This window comes from Bacillus cereus group sp. BfR-BA-01347, from assembly GCF_022663835.1.
Lineage (GTDB): Bacteria > Bacillota > Bacilli > Bacillales > Bacillaceae_G > Bacillus_A > Bacillus_A thuringiensis_K.
On sequence record NZ_JAKUGG010000040.1, the window covers coordinates 16291 to 30216 of the forward strand.

Below are 13926 nucleotides of genomic sequence, written 5' to 3' on the forward strand. Positions count from 1 at the left end.
TTTTTCACACTAATTATTAGTTTTAAATAATACGCAACTTCTTTAAGGCATAAGAAATTCCGCCTTCACTCGCCTTCGTTGTAACGAAATCAGCCCTTCTCTTCAACTCCTCTCCACCATTTCCCATCGCAACTCCTAATCCTACATACTGCAACATCTCAATATCATTTCCACCATCGCCAAAAGCAATGGCTTCTAATTTACTAATGTTTAAATGTTCCAATACTTTTTGAATTGCAGTTAGCTTCGATACTTTACTATCTTCCAATACATTTATAACGTAACCATGAAAACGCTCAAACGTAAGTGCTGGATATCTTTCAATGAATTTTTGAGCTTCTGTATCATCAGCATACAGACATATGCAATACATCTCATCTGATAAGTTTCTAACTTTGTCAGGATACCGCTCTAAATTTAAAGTTTCATTTAACGCTCGCATGACACGTTCATCTTTGGAAGCAATATTATTCATTGCAAATTCTTCTGTAAAGTAAGAAACACTGTGACCATGTAATTCAGCAAAATTTGAAATATCATGAACGATTTCGCTTGAAAGTACTGATTTATGTATAACTTCTTTCCCACATTTTATATGTGCACCATTTGCTGAAATAAACGTATTTATACCTAGTTCCTTAAATTGTGAGCATAAACTATACGGTCTTCCAGTTGTAACAACTACGTGAATTCCTTTATCTATTAACCTTCGTATCGCTTCTTTTGTACTTTCGTGCATGCTTCTATCAATCTCACTTAATAACGTACCGTCAACATCGAAAAATACAACTTTGTACATAAGTCTTTACATCCCGTCCAAATGATTCATATCATTAATGAAATGTACCGTTTTTTGTTCACCCTCAATTTCAATTAAACTTATTCCCGTATCTCCCATTTTGAAATAGTAGTCCATTGAAATTGGCATTTTGAAAAATGCACGTAATAGACTATTAATTACGCCTCCATGGGCAACAATTGCAATTCGATCATATGTATTCTCTATCATAATTTTAGAAAAGATTCCTTCTATTCTCATTCGAAACTCAATAAATGATTCTCCGTTTTCAAAACGGTCATGAAGAAACTTTGGCTCTGGATATTTCTTTGCTTCTTCAAATGATAAGCCTGCTTGCACTCCATTATTAAACTCCATTAATTCCTCTTCTAATTGAATTGGACAACCAATTGCTTCTGCTAATATTTCACCCGTTTCACGAGCGCGTTTTAATGTGCTTGCCCAAATGAAATCTGGCGCAAAATCTTTTTTCACTTTCTGTACAAGTCTTTGTACTTGTTGTCTCCCTTTGTCAGTTAACTCAAAATCAGCTCGACCTTCATGCACATGTAAAATATCAGCTTCTGATTCTCCGTGGCGTATTAGTAGTATTTGCATGTTTCTCTCTCCCTTTATTTAACATTCATAAAATTCCATTATATCACATTTTAAGATTCCAAAATAAAAAAGGAACGGTCTCCCGTCCCTCATCCATTCACTTTTTCCGCATCATTCCAATAATATTTACTAAACGCTTCTGTTAACACATCAATTGTGTTATATAATTCATCTAACGTATTATCAACACCACCAACTTCAATTAACATCGCATTTTTCGATAAATCTTGATTATAAACGCCATTTCCATCTTTTTTATACTTGGGAAAAATCCCTCTACTTAATCCGTAGTAGTTTTCATCTAAATAACTATTGATCGCTCTTGCAATTTTTTCATTTTCAGTACGGCCTTCATTTTCCATCCCAATTATAAAATATAATCTTGCATACGATTTTCCGTTAATTACTTTTGTTGTTACTTTCTTACGCTGGTCATCACGATGTATATCAATCGGAAACGCAATTTTATTATTTTGTGCTAATGCTTCTTTTACATATTCATGAGACGCTTTATATGACTGATACCATACCCACTTTTTACTCGCTAATAAATCACCCATATTCGTTTTATCGTGAATTACTGGAATTCCTTGCCCCTCAAGTTGTTCCTTCATACGTTTTCCTAGTAAGGACACATTTACATCTGGGCTAGATGGATCAGTTGCCCCTGGTAATAATGGAAAGAAGGATTCCCAGCTATGTGTATGATAAATATATACTGCACTCTCACCTTTTTTCGCTCCGTTCTTTTTCTGAACCGGATTATTCTTTTCCGCTTCTGTAACTTTATCTTTTGCTACTTTCCGCTCTTTCGTTACTTCTTCAATCGGTACACTAGATTCATTTGGGATATTCGTCAAGTTTGTCCCTTCCCCAGCTACGATAATGTTAGAATAATACTTTGACATACCAGGTACTTCTTTACCGACAAATGTTCTTAAATCTTTAATCTTCAAATCTGTCGCAATAGAGAACATTAAATTCCCAACTGACTCTCGTTTATTCTGCTTAAAATAATCAAATCCATAATAGCGATTCTCACTTTCTATCATTTGAACAAAACCTTGCATCGATACTTTTCCAAACCATTGATTTGCATAATTCGATTTCATTGTATGTAAAAGTGACGTCAGAATCGACGCTATCATAATTACTATTAGCGCATATAAAAGGAGTAACGAAATTAGTTTCTTCCCATGTATTCGAGTTGCATACTTTTTCACTGCATCACCTTCTTTATACATGGATATGTACAAGCTTTTCGGAATATACGCACAAAAAAAGAGAAATGGTATCCCATTTCTCTTCCTCACTTTTATTGTTCTTTTCCTGTATCATTTGAAGGTAGTTTCTTCGCTTGTTTTTCTTTAAATATTTCTCCAATTGCCCCAAGAGTACCAAGTGTTTCAATTGCATTAGACGGAATAAAGACTTTATTTGCTGGTCCTTTTGCAACTTCTTCTAATGATTCGAATGATTTATAAGCAAGTATACGTTCATCTATATTCGCTTCACGAAGCAATTCAATACGGTTTTGTTCTGCTTTTGCGATTTCTTCAATTGCTCTTGCTTCCCCTTGCGCTTCTAATTCTTTCGCTTCTTTTAAACCTTCAGCTTCGCGAATACGCGCTTCTTTATCCCCTTCAGCCATCAAGATTTTACTTTGCTTTTCCCCTTCAGCGCGAAGAACTTTATCTTGTTTTGCTGCTTCAGCTTCTAAAATAATCGCACGTTTATTACGCTCAGCCTTCATTTGTTTTTCCATTGATGCTTGCACATCTTTTGGCGGGTTAATATCAACAACTTCGACACGTTCAATACGTACGCCCCATTTTTCTGTTGCTTCATCAAGCGCTAAGCGGATTTCTGTTGAAATTTTTTCACGACCAGATAACGTTTCATCTAGTTCCATTTTACCGATGATTTGACGCATCGTTGCTGAAGTAATATTACGAACACCATATTCATAGTTTGAAATACCATATGTCGCAAGTTCTGGTTCAACAATTTGATAGAAAATAATTGTATCAATTTCTACTTGAACATTATCTTTCGTAATTACCTTTTGCGGTGGTACATTCGTTTGTTGAATACGTAAGTCATGATATACACGGACACGATCTACAATTGGTATTAAAATATTTAACCCAGGGTGCATGATACGTTGAAACTTACCAAATCTTTCAACAACCCCAACTTTTTGCTGAGGAATAATTTTAATTGTTAATGCGATAAATGTAACTACAATTAGTGCGAATATAATCGTTAACGTTAATGCTACCATATTTATTCACTCTCCTTTTTCACTTGTAATATAGTACTATGCCTCTTTATAACAACGACTTTTTCTCCAGCATCAATTGAAGAATCTGCAATAGCTGTCCAAGTATCTCCATCCACCTTTACAATACCATTCGCTTCATTTGTAATCGCTTGCATAACAATCCCTTTTTTACCAACAAGCATATCTACTGTATCAGTAAAACCTTTTGCTTCTCGAAAGTTTTTTGAAATTCTTTTCGTAAAGAATGTCAAAGTTAAACTTACAATTGCACCAACAGTAACTTGTAACAGTAGTGCATCAGGAGCAAACAAAGCAATAAGACCTCCGACAACAGCTCCAATTCCAAGCCAAAGCATGTAAAATGTAATCGACAACATTTCTGCGATAAATAAAATACCAGCTATTATAAACCAAATTACCCAAGCAGCCATATGCAACCCTCACTTTCTTTCTCATTTTCTATATGTATATGAAGAAAAGAATGGTTTATCCGCCCTTTCTTACACTTGGGCGTTTGCTACAAGCTATTGTACATATTCACTGTTACAATGATTATTAATATAATACTATATCAATATATTCTTCATTATACATGAAAATTCCTTTCAAAAAGTGACAAAAAATGAAATTCTTTAAAAATTTTAATTTTTAAACTACAATTATTCTAATTACTAAATACTATTTTTTAGAGGTGGTATTCTTATTGAAAAACCAGTCACTAACTTACTACTTAGGTTCCAAAATATGCATTACTCTTGCTGACATCGTATATGTAATGATTATTACAACTCATATTTATATAGCAACTAAATCAGCTACTATTACTGCTCTTTTTCCACTATTACAAGTTATCACAAATCTAATTGCTAACATCTCTGCACCTCTTATAGTAAATCGTTTTCCACCTTATACGTTGTTATATACGCTACAATGGCTAAAAACAGTCTTTTTACTATTATTAATGATTTTATTTCCGGTCTTATCCACAAACATTATAGCTCTATTAACTTTTATTTTTTTCATTTCATTATGTAGTGGATGGAGTGCTCCATTACTATACAGCATTCTTCCGCGCCTTACACCAAAAGAAAAATTAGTAAAAGTAAATAGTATCTTTTCCTTTTCAACACAAATTGCGCAAGCCGCCGCTTATTCATTTACGAGTGTTATCGTTCTTCTCATTGGCGCTACATCTACACTCATGATTAATAACATGTTGATGATTTTTGGATGCATTGCATTACACTTTTCATTACATACCATACATACTGAACGAATAGCAGACCCTCCCTCTTCAAAAAGTACTGCTTTATCGGAAGGTTGGAAACTCTTATTTCAAAATCCTTCTCTCCGTACCGTTACATATATGGACTTAATTGAAACTTTCGCAGGGACAATATGGATTGGTGCTATTACAATGGCATATGTTACGTCTATTCTTCATAAAAGCGAAGAATGGTGGGGATATATTAATACAAGTTATTATGTTGGTACGTTAATCGGTGGTCTATTAGCATGGAAAATGAGTTCCTATATTCAAAACAATTTAATACGATCCATGTCGATTGGCTCTCTTATGTTTAGCATTCTTACATTTTTATATGGTATGACGAGCAGCGGATTTATTGCGCTTTTTCTATGTGTTCTAATGGGACCATGTTATCAAATTAGAGATATTTCTCAAACGACAGTTTTACAATCAAGTGTCGCCCCTTCTTTATTATCAAAAATGTATACAGCACATGGCGCCCTTCTTTCAACAACTTCTGGTCTTTCTATGCTTAGCGTTGGCATTATTACTGATATGTTCGGTGTCCGTACAATTTATATAATCGCTTCTATTCTTATTTTATGTTCCGCTTATTTATCTTTTAGTTTATTAAAATATCATAAGACAGAGCAGAACGATATTTCACTTTAATCACTAAAACAAAGAGGACAGGGATTCCTGTCCTCTTTGTTTATTCTATTCATGATAAGTTGGGGATTTTTCTATGCTTTGTCGCTTGTTCAAAAGCATAAGCTAGCTTAATTAATATCCCTTCACTAAAGGCAGTACTTGCAATCGTAATTCCAAAAGGTCTCCTGCTTTCCATATACCCAGCTGGTATTGCTATAGACGGATAACCCGCTTTCGCACATATAGTAGAACCTATATAGGAAGGAAACAGTATCGCATCAAGATTATATTTTTCCAATGCAAAATCAATGCCTTGTTCTTGAGAAAAATATATATCTTCTAATCTCGCATTTAAATATTCTGGATTTCGTAACGTATTAGGAAAATCTTTTCTTCTCTCTAACTTAGTTTGTCCATATTTTAAAGCTCTTTCTGCTATGTTTGCATTAAACTCCATTAACTCCGAAATAGAATGTACCGGAATAGTAGAAGGTAATTTAGAAAGATAGTTATCTAAACTATGCTTCAGTTCATAAAGCGGAACTCCCCAACTCCATTCTCTATGAAAAGAAGGAATATCAATATTCTCTACTACTGCCGCTCCCTCATTACGTAATACTTGGATGGTTTCTTTAAACAATTTTTCATCATACTCACCATTTTCGTAATAATCTTTTGGTGCGTCGTTAAACACACCAATTTTCGCTCCATTTAAACCATTAGCATCAAGGTAAGATGTATAATCCTGATATGCCCTACCTTCACTTTTACGAGTTGCTACATCTTTCTCATCCACTCCAGTTAAGCTCCCTAGTAAAATAGCGGCATCTGTTACTGTTCTAGCAAATGGTCCAGCTGTATCTTGCGAATAAGTGAATGGAATAATTCCTCTACGACTAATTAGACCGACAGTCGGTTTAATGCCAACTACAGAGTTTTGAACAGCGGGGCTCAAAATAGAAGCATCGGTTTCTGTCCCAATAGATACTACTGTAAAGTTAGCGGCAACTGCTATCGCAGAGCCTGTACTTGAGCCCCCAACAAACATACCATCCTTACCCGTTCCGTATGGATTAATTGTTTGACCACCTCTTGCACTATATCCAGCCCACATTTTAAAAGACATTGCATTTGCTAATTCTGTCATATTCGTTTTTCCTATTATCACGGCCCCTGCTTCTCGCAGTTTAGTAACGAGAAACGCATCTTCACTACTTATATTTTGTTCTAGAGCAATCGTACCTGCACTTGTATGCATGGAGTCATTCGTTTCAATATTATCCTTAACCAAAACAGGTATACCATGTAGCGGACCCCTTACACCCTTTGTCTTTCTTTCATGATCTAACGCTTCTGCAATAAAAATAGCATCTGGATTGATTTCTAAAATTGAATTGATTTTCGGTCCGTCTTGATCATACTTTGCGATTCTATAGAGATAATACATCACTAGCTCTTTTGAAGTTAACTTTCCAGATTCCATTTCATTTTGAATATCTTGAATTGTTAGTTCCTTTTTTAAGATTGGATTAAACTGAATTTCCATTTATATTCTCCCTTATATGAACTTTTTTAGCGTATACCCCTTACTTTTTCATTTTTTCACCTCAACACATCCTAAATTAATATCCCTTTAAAGAAATTCACTTTCCTTATTTAAACACCTTTAATTTCCCGAAAAATAAAAAAAGTCTGAAACGGATTAACCTTCGTTTCAGACTCTAACGTTACTGTGCGTATACTTCATCTAATAAATGTAAAAACTCACCTTGTTTCCCAGCTAATTCAGGGCATTTTGCAATATCAACCCATTCGTAGCAAAATACTAATCCTTTATCTTCCTCACCAGCACTTACAATATGTTCCCAAGTATCCTTTACATCTGTTAGTAAAGTTACATGAAAAAAGTGGCGTTTTTCATATTCCTGTTTTTCTTTCATATGTATGATGTAATCTGCTAAAAAACGTTCTATGCATAAATGACGCAATCCGGATTCTTCCTGTACTTCACGCAATATAGCCGCTTCTAACGTTTCACCTTCATCAACCGTTCCTCCTGGCACTTGAATACCAGCTTCATGTATATCACGATGTTTAAAAACAAGTAATTGCATAACCCCCTCTTTTTCTCTTGTAATATATGCATGTACTTTTTTCTTATATAACATCGTCATTATACGTCTCTCCCCTCAATCATTTACTCTGTTACTTCTTCAAGCGTCAGTTGATTATCATACAAATATGTAGCTTGTGGATTTCCCACATACCTTACGTGCCATGGTTCATACCGATAGCCCGTAATCGTTTCTTTCGCTTTTGTGTATCGAATCACAAAACCAAATTTATGGGCATTTTCAGAAAGCCACTGACCTTCTTTCGTTTCCCCAAAAACCGTCTCTAACTGAAATTTAGCAGATTGAGACGTAATATCCATAGCTAATCCAGTTTGATGCTCACTTGTGCCAGGAACCGCGCTAGACATTACTGTTTTTGCTTCCCCATCTTGTTTTTTATACATCGTATTTAATGCTTTTTGTCGATCAAAGGATCTAAATCCAGAAACTGCAAAAAGAAAAATACGCTCGTTGTTAGCTTGCTGGAACATTTCCTCAAGCGCCCTCGCTGCCTCTTTTCTCATCTTTTTCTTTTCTTGATCACCTTCACTAGAGTAGCGCACTTTCGGAATAACTAAATCTGGCGGTCTATAACCATCTGGTAAACGCCTACTTTTATTCACAAGTACAAGCATTGAATTCGGATTATTAATTACCGCAATATCCCCATCCATATTAGCAATCGTTTCTTTCGCTTTCGGAAATATACTATTTACACTTACTTCCCGCGCTTGCTTATCCTTATACATTTTATAATTGATTCCTGCTACTCCAACAATAATTATTGCAGCTACGATACCGAGTAGTGCCCATCTTTTTTTCATATAACGACCTCTTATTTTAATAATTTGGCCATTTCATACTCATCGATTTCCTTTCCATCGATAATAAGAGCAGCTTTTTTGACACCTTCTTTCTCAAATCCAGCTTTTTTATATAGTGTCTGAGCTCTTGTATTGTGGGCCATTACTGTTAATTCTAAACGCCATACATCATGTAATTTTGCCCACTTCTCAACCTCTTTAAACAATCTCGTCCCAATACCTCGCCCGTTATACCCTTGCAAAATACCAATTACAATGGTTGCCACATGTCTCTTTCTTTGAATGTTATTTCCATTCACTAATATAAAACCTACTATCCTCTCATCTTCAACTGCTACAAATATTGTTGCATATTCATTTTCTATAAAGCGATGGATTATTTTTTCTTGTTGCTCAGCTGTAGTTTTTCTTTCTCCTGGTTCATATAACATAAACTTCGTTTCTTCATCTAATTGCTTACTTAATTGTAAAAATGATGCTGCATCTTCTATTTCGATCTCCCTAATCACTTCAATCACCCTACCAGTTTCATAATAAAAAGTTTTCCTTATAAAAAGATTTTCTCTACTTTCTCGAAAATCCCTTTGTAAATCTCCTACTATAAATTGACAAATTTCGATATTACTATAACACCGACAAATTATGTCTATTCTGTGACGTCTCACCATTACAAAGAAAAAACGCAAGCATTACACTTACGTTTTTCCAAAATTGAAGTGAGCTAATAATTATCGATAGATGTCCTGGCTAATTCACGTTTCACTTTATCCATTCACTTTTTCTGCCTGCCAAAAATATTCACCAAATGCTTTAGCAAGTGCATCAATTGATCGATTCAATTCTTCCTCCGTATTATCTACACCGCCAACTTCTATTAATATCGCTTGTCCTGATAGGTCTTGATTATAGATTCCATTTCCTGTCTGGAACCCTTTTTGAATGACCCCACGACTCACTCCTGGATATTTCTTATTAATCGCCTCATGTAAAGCTGTCGCTAATTGTAAGTTTTTTTCATAGTTTTTATTTCCTTTCCCTACTACAAATGCAAGCTTTGCATATGATTTATCTCCAATTGTTTTTGTCGTTACATTCTTTCGGGCACTATCACGATGCAAATCAAAAAAGTATTGAAGATCTTTATTTCCAGCCATAGCTTGTTGCACAATTTCTCGTGACATTTTATACGAACTATTACTATTTAAACCTTTACTTATTAACTTTTGACCAACATCACTCTTATCGTTAGTAGCTCCAATCCCTTCACCTTCTAGTTGTTCACGGAAACGGTCTCCTAACATAGAAATATTCGATACAGAACTCGTTGCTTTATTCGGATTCGGGTCATTCGTTAAGTTAAGTAAAGGTAAATAAGATTCCCAGCTATGTGTATGATAAATAAACGCAACTTGTCTCTTTCCAGTCGTTTGGGACGGCTGTTTTTTCTCTTTATTCGTATCTTGTTTAGGTGCTTGTCCAGTTCCACTAGTCCGTTCCTTCACTACTTCTTCAAGAGGAACACTCGACTCTATCGGTAAGTTAGAATAATTTGTACCCTCACCCGCAATAACAATTTCAGTATCGTACTTACCGAACCCGGGGAGCTCTTTCCCGACAAAACTGCGTATATCATTAAAGCGAATATTTGTAGCCATAGAAAAGAGAAAAGAAGAAATTGAAAAATCTTGATTCAAATTTCGATACTCCTGTGTAAAATAATGATTCTCTTTTCCAAGTACATACATGTAACCATTCATCGATAACTCATTTAACCAATTATATAAATACGTTGACTTCGTCTCTTTCATAGAGGTTACCATCAGACTAATAAGAAAAAAAGTCGCTAGCACTGTAGTAATAACAAATAAAACTAACTTACGCATACTTGTAAACTTCATAAAAAAAAAGCCCCGATTCATACTATCACCTCTCTATTTCAAGTTATGTACAAGCCCTAGAGAATAGACCGTTAAAATTTCGGCTATATTGTTAATGAGGTGAAATGAATTGAAGCTATTAATAGGAATATTACCAATCGCTCTATCATTCATTTTTTATTTGTCCGCTAAGCATCCAAAAATCTCTATTGTGCTACATATTTCTGCGTACTTGGCACTTTATGTACTCGGTATAATTATTTCCATTAATATATACGATGTTTTAATACAAGATTTAGTTTTCATGACGAGCATTCATGGAATTTTACTGAATCCATTTTTCCTTATTGCAGGAGCGTATATAGGAACATACACTTTGTACCTACTTTTGTCTCACATTATTATGAAAATAAAAAATGGAGCGTAATGAAATGCAACCACCATTTATCTGTCATACATGCAAAAAAAGAATTGTGAGAAAGAAAGATCTTATTACAGCCACATGGTACTTCCGCTTTTATTTATTTCACAGTGATTGTTATAAAGGACAGCAAGTGTTCATCTCACGATTTCTCCCTTTGAATACACTTTTCAATTTCTTTCTTATTGTATATGGACTTATTTTTGGCAGTATTCTTATGATTACAGAACCATCTATTATTTGGCTGACTTTCTTTTTCCCCATTTTTTATCGGTTTCTTTCTTATTATTATGTTGAACGTTTTTTCTCTACATAATGCGCAGACTGATCTCTCGGAATACTTAAACATTCCCACTCATTTTCTTTTAACATCTTCCCAATGTAAATAATCTGACCAATATGCAATGCATAATGAGAAATTTGCCTTTCAATTGCTTGCATGACAGTATGTTCTTCACCGCGAATGTATACCGTCTTCAATAAGTGTTCCGGCGTTAAAGTATTTATCGTATTAAAAACATATTTCCATCCTTCTTGCCAAGCTATAATGGCTTCTTCTTTTGAATGATAGCATCCCTCAAATTCACCATCTCGATTACGATCTGTTTTTTCACCATCAGACGTAAAAAAATCCGTCCATCTAGAACGCATATTACCGTGCAGATGCTTAATAATAATCGCTATACTATTTGTTTCTTCATGAGAAGACCATTGTATTTGTTCATATGATAATTGAGAAAGTGCCCGTTCTCCTTGTTTCTTTATTGCTTTAAAGTTCGAAATCGCACATTGTAAATATTCTCGTCCGATATCCATATTAGCCCCTACCTTCACCCTAGCTAATTTTTGTTCCATTTGGCAATTCCATATTAGGCTGAAGCAACACTACATCATCAGCTTCAGGAACGCCGCCAAGCACAAGCACTTCTGATTTGAATCCAGCTACACGCTTTGGTGGAAAGTTTACAACAGCAACGATTTGTTGACCGATTAACTCTTCTGGACTATACCTTTTCGTAATTTGAGCACTTGACTGCTTTATCCCGATTTCTCCAAAATCTATTGCTAGTTTAATCGCTGGTACTCTCGCTTCTTTAAATTCCTCTGCATGTATTACAGTTCCAATTCTCAAATCCAAATTTAAAAAATCTTCAAAATTAGCCATTTATCATTCCCCCCAATTATTACTTAGACAAAATACAAAAATCCCCTTCAAAAAAAGAAAGGTGCCTAAGCACCTTTCTTTTGTAATTCACTTGATTCATTTGATTTATAGAAGAAGAAACCGAGAATCCCGCCAATACATGATGGAATTAACCATCCGATTCCTTCGTTATATAACGGTAACATTTGTAGTACATTAGAAATCGCGTCAATTTTAATTTTCGCACTTTCTAAACCGTTAAAGAAACTAATTAACAATGCACCTAAAATAGCTCCAATATAAATTGTATTACGCTTCCCAATCCACTTATGGAAATACGAAAGTACGATTAATACAATTGCAACTGGATAAATAATCATTAACACAGGTAATGTTACTGCGATTAATTGTGTTAAACCTAGGTTAGATACAATTAAACTAAATACACATACCATTGTTACAATCGTTTTATGCGAAAGTTTTGGGAATAAGTTTGTAAAGAAACCCGCACACGCAGATGTTAACCCAACAGAAGTTGTTAAACAAGCGAGTATAATAACAAGCCCTAATAAAATTTTACCACTCGTCCCATATAGCTCATTTACAACATTCGTTAAAATAAGACCACCGTTTTCTGAGATACCAAGTGATGTGCTTGTTGAACCAAGATAAGCAAGCGATAAATAAATTAACGTTAAACCAAGTACAGCGATAATACCTGATACTACTGTTATTTTTGCAATTTGACTACTCTCTTTTATCCCTTTAGAGCGGATAACTTGTACGACGACAATTCCGAATACGAGCGCGCTAATTGCATCCATCGTTAAATATCCTTGAATAAAACCACCAAAGAAAGCATTTTCTTTGTAAGCAGCTAACGGCGTAGCTGGCTCTCCAATTGGATCAATGATTGCCTTTCCGACAATAACAGCGACAATTAATACTAATAATGGTGTAAGAAACTTTCCAAACCAATCCACTAATTTAGATGGATTTAATGATAAATACCACGTTATTCCGAAGAAAACTATCGTGAAAAGAAATAGCATGTACCACTCTGAAACCATTGCCTCTGATAAAAACGGCTTCATACCCATTTCAAACGAAACAGCTCCAGTACGAGGAATCGCGAAAAATGGTCCAATTGCTAAATAACTAATCAATGGGAAAATAAACGCAAATATAGGGTGGACTCTAGAAGATAGCGCTTTCAAGTCCCCCTCTACAAACGCGACAGCTGTTACAGCTAGTAGGGGTAATCCGACTCCCGTTACAAGGAATCCTATTGTAGCAATCCAAACATTCTCTCCTGCTTGTTGACCTAAAACTGGCGGAAAAATTAAATTTCCTGCTCCTAAAAATAATGCAAATAGCATTAAACCAATTGCTACCGTATCACCTGGCCTTAAACGTCCCTTCATGCTCTTTATTTGCATAGCACTTTTTCATTGTTTATCTCTATATTTTACAATATGCTATGCATCCTCCTCTCTGCTCAAGATGATAAAATATGCCCCTTACAAAGCAGTGTCTTTCTCCATAATTTCTCCATTCCCCTTATTTTTACTCTAATCATTATTACAATTGTCGTTTTGAATTTTGATTTTTTTGAATTTTTAAATCATTAGAGTGTTATTACGTGGAGTATAGTTGTCAGACCTCTTTGTTTTTATCACACATATAGTAACATATTTAGTTGCAAAATAAAAACATATTTTCAAATTGATTTTTTTGAAAATCAAAATTATCTACATTTTTATTCTCTTACACAAATATTGTTACAATCTCACCTATTATCCTATCGTTATTTTCAAATAGCTTTACACACGTAACATAACAAAAGCCATCCATAATGAAGTGCACCCCAATTGTTAGACACAGTCTAACAATTGGAGGTGCATTTTTTATGGCTAAATTTTCTTCAAAAGAAAAAATCCAAGCGGTGAAACGATATTTAGATGGT

17 protein-coding genes are annotated in these 13926 nt (G+C 34.7%); 3 read left to right on the plus strand and 14 right to left on the minus strand.

From position 1 onward, the window contains the following. Positions 1-22: 22 nt before the first annotated feature. From MR143_RS31040 to MR143_RS31060, 5 genes are all read right to left on the minus strand, one after another. The gene (locus MR143_RS31040) at positions 23-799 is read right to left on the minus strand and encodes a Cof-type HAD-IIB family hydrolase (RefSeq protein ID WP_000278964.1); all 777 of its coding nucleotides are present in this window, start codon (positions 797-799) and stop codon (positions 23-25) included. A gap of 6 nt (positions 800-805) precedes the next feature. Continuing rightward, positions 806-1396 (minus strand): histidine phosphatase family protein, encoded by a 591-nt coding sequence (locus MR143_RS31045; protein WP_001166432.1) that lies wholly within the window; start codon positions 1394-1396, stop codon positions 806-808. A gap of 89 nt (positions 1397-1485) precedes the next feature. Then, on the minus strand, positions 1486-2691 hold the full coding sequence (spoIIP, locus tag MR143_RS31050; RefSeq protein ID WP_307831738.1) for a stage II sporulation protein P: 1206 nt from the start codon (positions 2689-2691) through the stop codon (positions 1486-1488). A 20-nt stretch (positions 2692-2711) separates the two neighbouring features. Then, positions 2712-3680 (minus strand): SPFH domain-containing protein, encoded by a 969-nt coding sequence (locus tag MR143_RS31055; protein WP_000226256.1) that lies wholly within the window; start codon positions 3678-3680, stop codon positions 2712-2714. A gap of 2 nt (positions 3681-3682) precedes the next feature. Next, positions 3683-4111: an NfeD family protein gene (locus MR143_RS31060; protein WP_000741974.1), complete on the minus strand. Its 429-nt coding sequence runs from the start codon at positions 4109-4111 to the stop codon at positions 3683-3685. Positions 4112-4383: 272 nt separating this feature from the next. On the opposite strand from MR143_RS31060, the gene MR143_RS31065 reads away from it, so the two are divergent. Beyond that, entirely contained in the window at positions 4384-5601 is a 1218-nt protein-coding gene (locus MR143_RS31065) for an MFS transporter (protein ID WP_000795940.1), read from the plus strand. Between the two features lie 49 nt (positions 5602-5650). Here MR143_RS31065 and MR143_RS31070 read toward each other — a convergent pair whose 3' ends face one another. From MR143_RS31070 to spoIIP (MR143_RS31090), 5 genes are all read right to left on the minus strand, one after another. Then, entirely contained in the window at positions 5651-7126 is a 1476-nt protein-coding gene (locus MR143_RS31070) for an amidase family protein (protein WP_000405392.1), read from the minus strand. A gap of 181 nt (positions 7127-7307) precedes the next feature. Further along, positions 7308-7754, minus strand: a complete 447-nt coding sequence (locus tag MR143_RS31075; RefSeq protein WP_000178285.1) for an NUDIX hydrolase — start codon at positions 7752-7754, stop codon at positions 7308-7310. Positions 7755-7777: 23 nt separating this feature from the next. Next, positions 7778-8518, minus strand: coding sequence for a M15 family metallopeptidase (locus MR143_RS31080; protein ID WP_242281253.1), 741 nt, complete (start codon positions 8516-8518; stop codon positions 7778-7780). Between the two features lie 11 nt (positions 8519-8529). Then, positions 8530-9027 carry a GNAT family N-acetyltransferase gene (locus MR143_RS31085; RefSeq protein ID WP_000617570.1) on the minus strand — a complete coding sequence of 166 codons (498 nt, stop codon included), beginning with the start codon at positions 9025-9027 and terminating at the stop codon, positions 8530-8532. Between the two features lie 255 nt (positions 9028-9282). After that, the gene (gene spoIIP / locus MR143_RS31090) at positions 9283-10437 is read right to left on the minus strand and encodes a stage II sporulation protein P (RefSeq protein WP_001079281.1); all 1155 of its coding nucleotides are present in this window, start codon (positions 10435-10437) and stop codon (positions 9283-9285) included. A gap of 88 nt (positions 10438-10525) precedes the next feature. Here spoIIP (MR143_RS31090) and MR143_RS31095 point away from each other — a divergent pair, with 88 nt between their 5' ends. After that, the gene (locus MR143_RS31095) at positions 10526-10822 is read left to right on the plus strand and encodes a hypothetical protein (RefSeq protein WP_000770727.1); all 297 of its coding nucleotides are present in this window, start codon (positions 10526-10528) and stop codon (positions 10820-10822) included. Between the two features lie 4 nt (positions 10823-10826). Continuing rightward, positions 10827-11132 carry a hypothetical protein gene (locus tag MR143_RS31100; protein WP_002163956.1) on the plus strand — a complete coding sequence of 102 codons (306 nt, stop codon included), beginning with the start codon at positions 10827-10829 and terminating at the stop codon, positions 11130-11132. On the opposite strand, the gene MR143_RS31105 is transcribed toward MR143_RS31100, so the two are convergent. The 4 genes from MR143_RS31105 to MR143_RS31120 form a co-directional block, all read right to left on the minus strand. Beyond that, entirely contained in the window at positions 11105-11671 is a 567-nt protein-coding gene (locus MR143_RS31105; protein ID WP_000435826.1) for a DUF1572 domain-containing protein, read from the minus strand. The genes MR143_RS31100 and MR143_RS31105 overlap by 28 nt on opposite strands. After that, positions 11652-11981 (minus strand): chaperone CsaA, encoded by a 330-nt coding sequence (gene csaA / locus MR143_RS31110; RefSeq protein ID WP_001263019.1) that lies wholly within the window; start codon positions 11979-11981, stop codon positions 11652-11654. Before csaA ends, MR143_RS31105 begins: the two co-directional genes overlap by 20 nt. A gap of 65 nt (positions 11982-12046) precedes the next feature. After that, positions 12047-13384 (minus strand): branched-chain amino acid transport system II carrier protein BrnQ4, encoded by a 1338-nt coding sequence (brnQ4, locus tag MR143_RS31115; RefSeq protein ID WP_000678504.1) that lies wholly within the window; start codon positions 13382-13384, stop codon positions 12047-12049. Between the two features lie 343 nt (positions 13385-13727). Next, on the minus strand, positions 13728-13926 hold a 199-nt coding region (locus MR143_RS31120), incomplete at its 5' end, for a hypothetical protein (RefSeq protein ID WP_242281254.1).

What these genes read in the sequence shown, in the direction of transcription:
- MR143_RS31070 (WP_000405392.1), bottom strand. Translation starts at nt 7,126, where the DNA reads ATGGAAATTCAGTTTAATCCAATCTTAAAAAAGGAACTAACAATTCAA.
- MR143_RS31055 (WP_000226256.1), bottom strand. Translation starts at nt 3,680, where the DNA reads ATGGTAGCATTAACGTTAACGATTATATTCGCACTAATTGTAGTTACA.
- MR143_RS31040 (WP_000278964.1), bottom strand. Translation starts at nt 799, where the DNA reads ATGTACAAAGTTGTATTTTTCGATGTTGACGGTACGTTATTAAGTGAG.
- csaA (WP_001263019.1), bottom strand. Translation starts at nt 11,981, where the DNA reads ATGGCTAATTTTGAAGATTTTTTAAATTTGGATTTGAGAATTGGAACT.
- MR143_RS31100 (WP_002163956.1), top strand. Translation starts at nt 10,827, where the DNA reads ATGCAACCACCATTTATCTGTCATACATGCAAAAAAAGAATTGTGAGA.
- MR143_RS31080 (WP_242281253.1), bottom strand. Translation starts at nt 8,518, where the DNA reads ATGAAAAAAAGATGGGCACTACTCGGTATCGTAGCTGCAATAATTATT.
- spoIIP (WP_001079281.1), bottom strand. Translation starts at nt 10,437, where the DNA reads ATGAATCGGGGCTTTTTTTTTATGAAGTTTACAAGTATGCGTAAGTTA.
- MR143_RS31045 (WP_001166432.1), bottom strand. Translation starts at nt 1,396, where the DNA reads ATGCAAATACTACTAATACGCCACGGAGAATCAGAAGCTGATATTTTA.
- MR143_RS31075 (WP_000178285.1), bottom strand. Translation starts at nt 7,754, where the DNA reads ATGACGATGTTATATAAGAAAAAAGTACATGCATATATTACAAGAGAA.
- brnQ4 (WP_000678504.1), bottom strand. Translation starts at nt 13,384, where the DNA reads ATGAAGGGACGTTTAAGGCCAGGTGATACGGTAGCAATTGGTTTAATG.
- MR143_RS31105 (WP_000435826.1), bottom strand. Translation starts at nt 11,671, where the DNA reads ATGGAACAAAAATTAGCTAGGGTGAAGGTAGGGGCTAATATGGATATC.
- MR143_RS31060 (WP_000741974.1), bottom strand. Translation starts at nt 4,111, where the DNA reads ATGGCTGCTTGGGTAATTTGGTTTATAATAGCTGGTATTTTATTTATC.